Source organism: Providencia sp. UF-224 (genome assembly GCF_058245955.1).
The window spans coordinates 84,735-91,030 of record NZ_JBSICC010000019.1; the positions used below are offsets into that span (position 1 = coordinate 84,735).

General features: G+C 41.3%; 4 protein-coding genes. 3 read left to right on the forward strand and 1 reads right to left on the reverse strand.

Going from position 1 to position 6,296, the window contains the following annotated elements; genetic code table 11:
• Window positions 1-234 precede the first annotated feature (234 nt).
• Entirely contained in the window at window positions 235-531 is a 297-nt protein-coding gene (locus AC4IFO_RS16595) for a YmdA family protein (protein WP_490736026.1), read from the forward strand.
• Window positions 532-709: 178 nt separating this feature from the next.
• Here the strand turns inward: AC4IFO_RS16595 and AC4IFO_RS16600 are convergent, their stop codons facing one another.
• Window positions 710-1,717: an AraC family transcriptional regulator gene (locus AC4IFO_RS16600; RefSeq protein WP_490736028.1), complete on the reverse strand. Its 1,008-nt coding sequence runs from the start codon at window positions 1,715-1,717 to the stop codon at window positions 710-712.
• A gap of 753 nt (window positions 1,718-2,470) precedes the next feature.
• Here AC4IFO_RS16600 and AC4IFO_RS16605 point away from each other — a divergent pair.
• Together AC4IFO_RS16605 and AC4IFO_RS16610 are read left to right on the forward strand one after the other, a co-directional pair.
• Complete coding sequence (locus AC4IFO_RS16605) at window positions 2,471-4,669, forward strand: thiamine pyrophosphate-dependent enzyme (protein ID WP_490736030.1); 2,199 nt, start codon at window positions 2,471-2,473, stop codon at window positions 4,667-4,669.
• A gap of 10 nt (window positions 4,670-4,679) precedes the next feature.
• On the forward strand, window positions 4,680-6,194 hold the full coding sequence (locus tag AC4IFO_RS16610) for an indolepyruvate oxidoreductase subunit beta family protein (protein WP_490736032.1): 1,515 nt from the start codon (window positions 4,680-4,682) through the stop codon (window positions 6,192-6,194).
• Window positions 6,195-6,296 lie beyond the last annotated feature (102 nt).

Below are 6,296 nucleotides of genomic sequence, written 5' to 3' on the forward strand. Positions count from 1 at the left end.
ATCATTCTGCCTCGAAATAAAGACCGATTATCATACTCTTTTAAATACGTATCTATTCCTATATGAGATGCTATTTTGGCTATTGGCTGAATTATCTTAATTACCTTAATGTTTAATTAATTGAAAATTAATCAATTTTTAAGATTGAGAGGTGAGTTTATTGTATGTGATTTATTGGTCATCGATAAAGCCTTTATAAGGTTAAGATTAATTTATCAAATAGAGTGACTTATAATGAAATATATTTTTTTCGTATTCTTTTCTTTTTTTTCTATCATTACACACAGCACAGAAAATAATGGGGGGATAGTCAATTTTGGTGGGTATGTATTTGAAAGTCCTTGTGAATACAATAGGGATATCAATGCAATTACATTGTCTTGTTATGAACAAGGTAATGAAAAAAATTATTCCTTTAAATTATCTGCATTAAATGAGAGTGAAAAAAAATTATCTTCTATAAAAATTTCTGATATTAATTTATCAAAGATATATCTAGACTCAGCAATTACAACTATTTCTTATAGGTAATTTTTCTTATAAAATATTACTTATCCAAATTGAAACTTTTTAATTTATTTTCATTTTTTGTCTCTAGATTAGATATCCCCCTCTATAGGTTAGGTTAAAAGAGGGGGACTTTTTTCTAAGGCCACACATAGCATTTTGATATTACTGATTATTCTAATAATAATATAAATTACGGGTATTAGGCTTTTTTCATACTTTGGCTCGGTGATTCACCGTAACGCTGCTTATATTCAGCACTAAAGCGTCCCATATGTGCAAAACCCCAGCGCAGAGCTACCCCAGTGACATTACTGGCTTCTCCTGATAATAATTCTGCCCGCACACGTTCCATGCGCAAATCACGTAAATATTGCATGGGGCTGATATCTAAAAACTCTTTAAAACCCGCATATAAGCTACGTAAACTGACACCTGCTATATGCGCTAATTGCTCAACTGTAATTGGCTCATGCGCATGGGCTTCTAAGTATTCTTGCACTCGGCGAACATGGCGAGGGCGAATAGTCGCTCTGCGCATACCTGAATCTTCAGTGTAATTGTGAACATGTGTAGAAAGCAGCGTAACAGAAACCAATTGCTCGACTTGTGTAGCAATTAATTTATGTTGGAGAAGATCCGGTGTTCGTGTGGCACATTCAATCAGGTAATTCATTAAAGTGCGCCATTCTATACAGGATTGCCACGCAAAACCCAATTCAAATACGAGTGGTTTATCGAGGGTATGGCCGAGTTGGCCAACTAACGATCTCTCTAGTAATGATCGCGAAATTCTCAACATGCATTGATCGTTATCGCTATTCCAACGCATGGTTGTTGATTCTTCAGGGCTAAGTAATGATGCCATTTGTGGTGTAGATTCTAACCGTTTTCCACCACTTTCAATAATTGCACTACCTGCAAGGGGCATTTGTAAAAGGAAAAAATCTTCTAGTTTGCCGGGGGCAATGGCAACGTCTGCACCATAGCGTAAGCGGCTTAAGGAAATATCACCCATAGGAATATAATGCATGCGAGCATCAAGACGTTGATGGGGATTGAGTAAGTGAAATTGATGCGGTTTCATCACTCGGCCAACCATTGATTTTATTTCTTCAGGATCAGCGGATGTAAATAACAAACGTTCTGACGAACAGATCTGATTTTCAATCTGAGGTGCAGATGAGTGGGACCACGAGTTGCTCAACATCGGAGGTACCTCCAAAATTAATCACCAGCCATTCCCTTGTGATTGACTTAGGTACTGGCTTGGCTATTTTTGCTTATTATAGGTTTTCTCAATTAATTCAATTAATTATTATATTTATGACAAAAATAGTTCAGGTTTTTATTAAGTATATTTTGTTACATTTATGATGGTGCTTAATTGTTAGTCTATTAACATTTTATTAAAGTAATTTTAACTAAATGTTAATTGAACATATCATAAACAATTTTGCTTACCTAGCTAATTATGTGCAAAAACTATCCATAAAGTGCAAAAAATCAGAAACAGTGTGGTTATTGTGATAGCTGTAACAATATAAAAAATAAAGTTATTTTATTTATTAATTAGTAAAATATATATGATTAATCATGTTATTGTCTCTGTTTGTATTTATGATTTATGGTTGTTTGGTTGAATTGTCTAGAATAAATAAATTTACCGGACTAAATGACTAATCCCTTTTTTATTATAGGGGTAATTGGCTGTGACTTCATGATTTTACGCACTTTTTATATATTCCATTCTATCATCCTCATTAAGCTATTCTTGCTATTAATAACTATTTACCTCTTGTTTTTATAAGCAATTTATCCTCTATGTGCAGGGCTTATCCAGTCTCTGCATAAATCCAATTTGCATGATTAATCATGGATTGACGTTTAATTAACAAAAAGGATACAACTAAGAAACACAAAAAATAAAAGAAACGTTCTGACGTTGACTGGTGAGGTTAAAATGGCTGAGCGCTCGTTTGTTCAAGAAGTTCAAAAATTACGACAAGGGCAAGGTGAGGTCTTCAGCGGTGAAGGTATCCTTGCAGTGACAAAAGCCTTGTTAGAGTCCGGTGTTTCCTATGTTGCAGGGTATCAGGGAGCACCCATTTCACATTTAATGGATGTCCTGGCAGATGCGCAGGATATTCTGTCTGAATATGGTATTCGTTTTGAAAATAGTGCAAGCGAAGCCACCGCCGCCGCGACGCTAGCCGCTTCTGTTAATTACCCTTTACGTGGTGCGGTTACGTTCAAAGCAACAGTTGGGACAAACGTTGCTTCCGATGCACTTGCAAACCTAGCATCAGGCGGTGTGTTAGGTGGTGCGTTGATTATTGTTGGGGAAGATTACGGTGAAGGTTCCTCAATTATGCAAGAACGTAGCCATGCTTTTGCGATGAAATCACAGATGTGGTTACTCGACCCTCGCCCGAATTTACCTTCGATTGTTCAAGCCGTTAAAGATGGTTTTGATTTGTCTGAGGCCAGTAATACGCCCGTTATGCTGCAAATGCGCATTCGTTCATGTCACGTTCATGGCCAATTTGTGTGTGCGGAAAACCAGCATCCTAAATTTACAGTTAAAGACGCACTTGAAAACCCAACGAGAGATGTGAGTCGGATTGTGTTACCACCTGCGAGTTTTTTACATGAAAAAGAGAAAATTGAAGCACGCTGGCCAGCTGCCGTTAGGTTTATTCAAGAGCGCGAATTAAATGAGTTCTTTTCTGAGGATGCAGACGATGTCGGTATTGCATTACAAGGTGGTTGTTATAACACACTGATCCGCGCGCTTAACCAAATTGGTTTAGCGGATGTGTTCGGTAATAGCAAAATTCCGCTATATGTAATGAATGTGGCTTACCCATTGATTGACGATGAATTTGAACGTTTTTGCAGTAATAAAAAGGCGATTTTAGTGCTGGAAGAAGGGCAGCCTAACTTTGTTGAGCAGAATGTTGCCAATATTTTGCGTCAGCGGAATATCGATATCGAATTACACGGCAAAGATATGTTACCGATGGCGGGAGAATACAACACTGCTACAGTGCTTGCTGGATTACGTTCTTTTTTTGAACGGCATGGAAAAATAGAACCTCAAGTCAAAGCAGCCGCGAAACAAATTCGTATTCCAACAATTAATATTGCGGCTGGGCAAGCTGAAGAATCTTTACCTGAATACGTCAACGCCGCAGAACCAACACTTGATGAAACTGTACATGCGCGCCCACCAGGGTTTTGTACGGGTTGCCCTGAAAGGCCTATTTTTACGGCTATGAAACTGGTCGAGCGTGAGCTTGGCGAACACCATGTTAGCGCCGATATCGGCTGCCACTTATTCTCTATTCTCCCACCATTTAACCTCGGTAATACAACGATGGGTTATGGCTTGGGCGGAGCAGGTGCTGCGGCATTAAATGCCAAAGCAGGGAAACGCGCAATTTCAGTGATGGGCGATGGTGGTTTTTGGCATAACGGCTTAACCAGTGGTATTGCTAATAGCGTGTTTAACCGTAGCGATAACTTAACCATTGTTATTGATAACAGCTATACATCAGCAACGGGTGGGCAAGATATTCTCTCCTCTACAGCGCTGAACCCAACTCGCAGTACAGGCCATGAAATTGAAAAGGCCGTCAAAGGGGTCGGTGTGAATTGGGTGAAAACCATCAAACGCACTTATGACCTAAAAACAATGACTAACACATTACGTGAAGCGTTGACGACAGATGAAAAAGGGCCAAAGGTGCTGATTGCGCAAAGCGAATGCATGTTAAACCTGCAGCGCCGCGAAAAGAAAAAGGTTCGTAATGACGTAGCCGCAGGTAAACGAGTTGTGCGTGAGCGCTTTGGTGTTGACCCTGACACCTGCACTGGGGATCACTCCTGTATTCGTCTTTCTGGTTGCCCGTCTTTATCAATAAAACCGAATCCAGATCCATTAAGAACAGACCCTGTTGCTACGGTGATGGATAGCTGTGTGGGATGCGGTTTATGCGGCGAGGTTTCACACGCAGCTGTTTTATGTCCTTCATTTTTTAAAGCTCAAATTATTACTAACCCAAATCGCTGGGACAAGCTACGCCATCGTGTTCGCGGTTGGTTTATTGGTTATTTGCAACGTCGTGATGCACGTCGTCGTGAAGAACTCAGTTTCTAAGGGGGAACGAATGCTTTCATCTCCATCATCAATCGCGCTACAGCCCATTAAAATCGCCATTTTAGCGATGGGGGGCGAGGGCGGTGGCGTTCTCGCCGATTGGATTGTTAATTTAGGCGAAGAGAATGGTTATTTCGCACAAACCACCTCCGTTCCGGGTGTTGCTCAGCGTACTGGTGCAACGATTTATTATGTTGAATTGTTCCCCGGCGCTGATAACCCAGAAACGCCTGCACCTGTTTTGGCATTGATGCCAATGCCAGGTGATGTGGATGTCGTTCTTGCCTCCGAACTCATGGAGGCGGGTCGCTCTGTTCAGCGCGGTTTTGTCACACCAGAACGCACAACGTTAATTAGCTCCACACACCGTGTTTACTCGATTGCTGAAAAGTCAGCGATGGGTGACGGCCGTGTTGATAGCCAAGCATTGATCCGCCATGCAGGCCTCGCGGCTCGCCAATTCATTCACTTTGATATGGCTCAAGCGGCCCAAGAAAGCGGTAGCGTGATCAGCGCAGTATTATTTGGTGCTTTATTTGGCTCCGGTGTTTTACCTTTTAGTCGCGTACAATTTGAAGAAACCATTGTGCGCGGCGGTGTTGGGGTAAAACCTAGCCTACGTGCTTTTGCTCTCGGAGCTGAAAAAGCCGCGCAACCCGAAGAGGCATACCAAGCTCAGTCATCTCAAACCGTTTCATCAACCCCTAAAAATAAACAAATTTCTGCGTTATTAGCGCGTATTAATAATGAATTTGCTCCCCATGTTCATTATTTAGCGACGGAAGGGGTTCGCCGGTTAATTGATTACCAAGACCCTGCTTATGCCACGTTGTATTTAGACCGCCTTAACAACCTGTTTGCGCAAGAAGGTGGTCAAGACGAGCGTTTACAACGTGCGCTTGTTCGCCACTTAGCATTATGGATGTCTTATGAAGACACCATTCGCGTGGCTGACCTCAAAATTCGTGATAGCCGATTCACCCGAGTACGTAATGAAGTCCAAGCAAAAGATAACCAATTATTGGACATCAATGAATTTATGCATCCACGTATTGAAGAGATTTGCGAAACGCTTCCCAAAAATTTAGGTAATTGGTTGATGAAGCCACATTGGTTTCACAAAGCGCTTCGCAAACTGACGCAACGAGGTCGCACAATCACTACCAGTTCGTTGTGGGGTTTTTTACAGTTATACGTGCTAGCAGCATGGAGACGAGGTAGACGCTCAACTTTACGCTACCAATTAGAAAATCAGCGAATTGAAAAGTGGTTAGCCGCGGTGGTTGATGCCGCACGGACAAACCCTGCTTTGGCGACTGAAATCACACAATGCCAGCGAGTAGTAAAAGGGTATAGCGATACTCATGCGAGAGGTTTGCGTAATTTTCAAGTTCTAATGGATATCGTGACGCAACAAGGCAGCAAATTAGCACCAATTAATTTACGTGAATTACGTGAAGCAGCCCTTGCGGATGAACACGGGAAAGAATTGCAAAAATGTCGTCAACGTTTGGCTATAGATTAAGGATAACAACATGAGTTTGCAGAAGTTTACTAAGCCCCACAAGATCCATTTCTCTGAGTGTGATCCCGCGGGGATCGTGTTCTACCCGCAATATTTCGTGAT

Coding starts and splice junctions, on each gene's coding strand:
- AC4IFO_RS16595 (WP_490736026.1), top strand. CDS start 235: ATGAAATATATTTTTTTCGTATTCTTTTCTTTTTTTTCTATCATTACA.
- AC4IFO_RS16600 (WP_490736028.1), bottom strand. CDS start 1,717: ATGTTGAGCAACTCGTGGTCCCACTCATCTGCACCTCAGATTGAAAAT.
- AC4IFO_RS16610 (WP_490736032.1), top strand. CDS start 4,680: ATGCTTTCATCTCCATCATCAATCGCGCTACAGCCCATTAAAATCGCC.
- AC4IFO_RS16605 (WP_490736030.1), top strand. CDS start 2,471: ATGGCTGAGCGCTCGTTTGTTCAAGAAGTTCAAAAATTACGACAAGGG.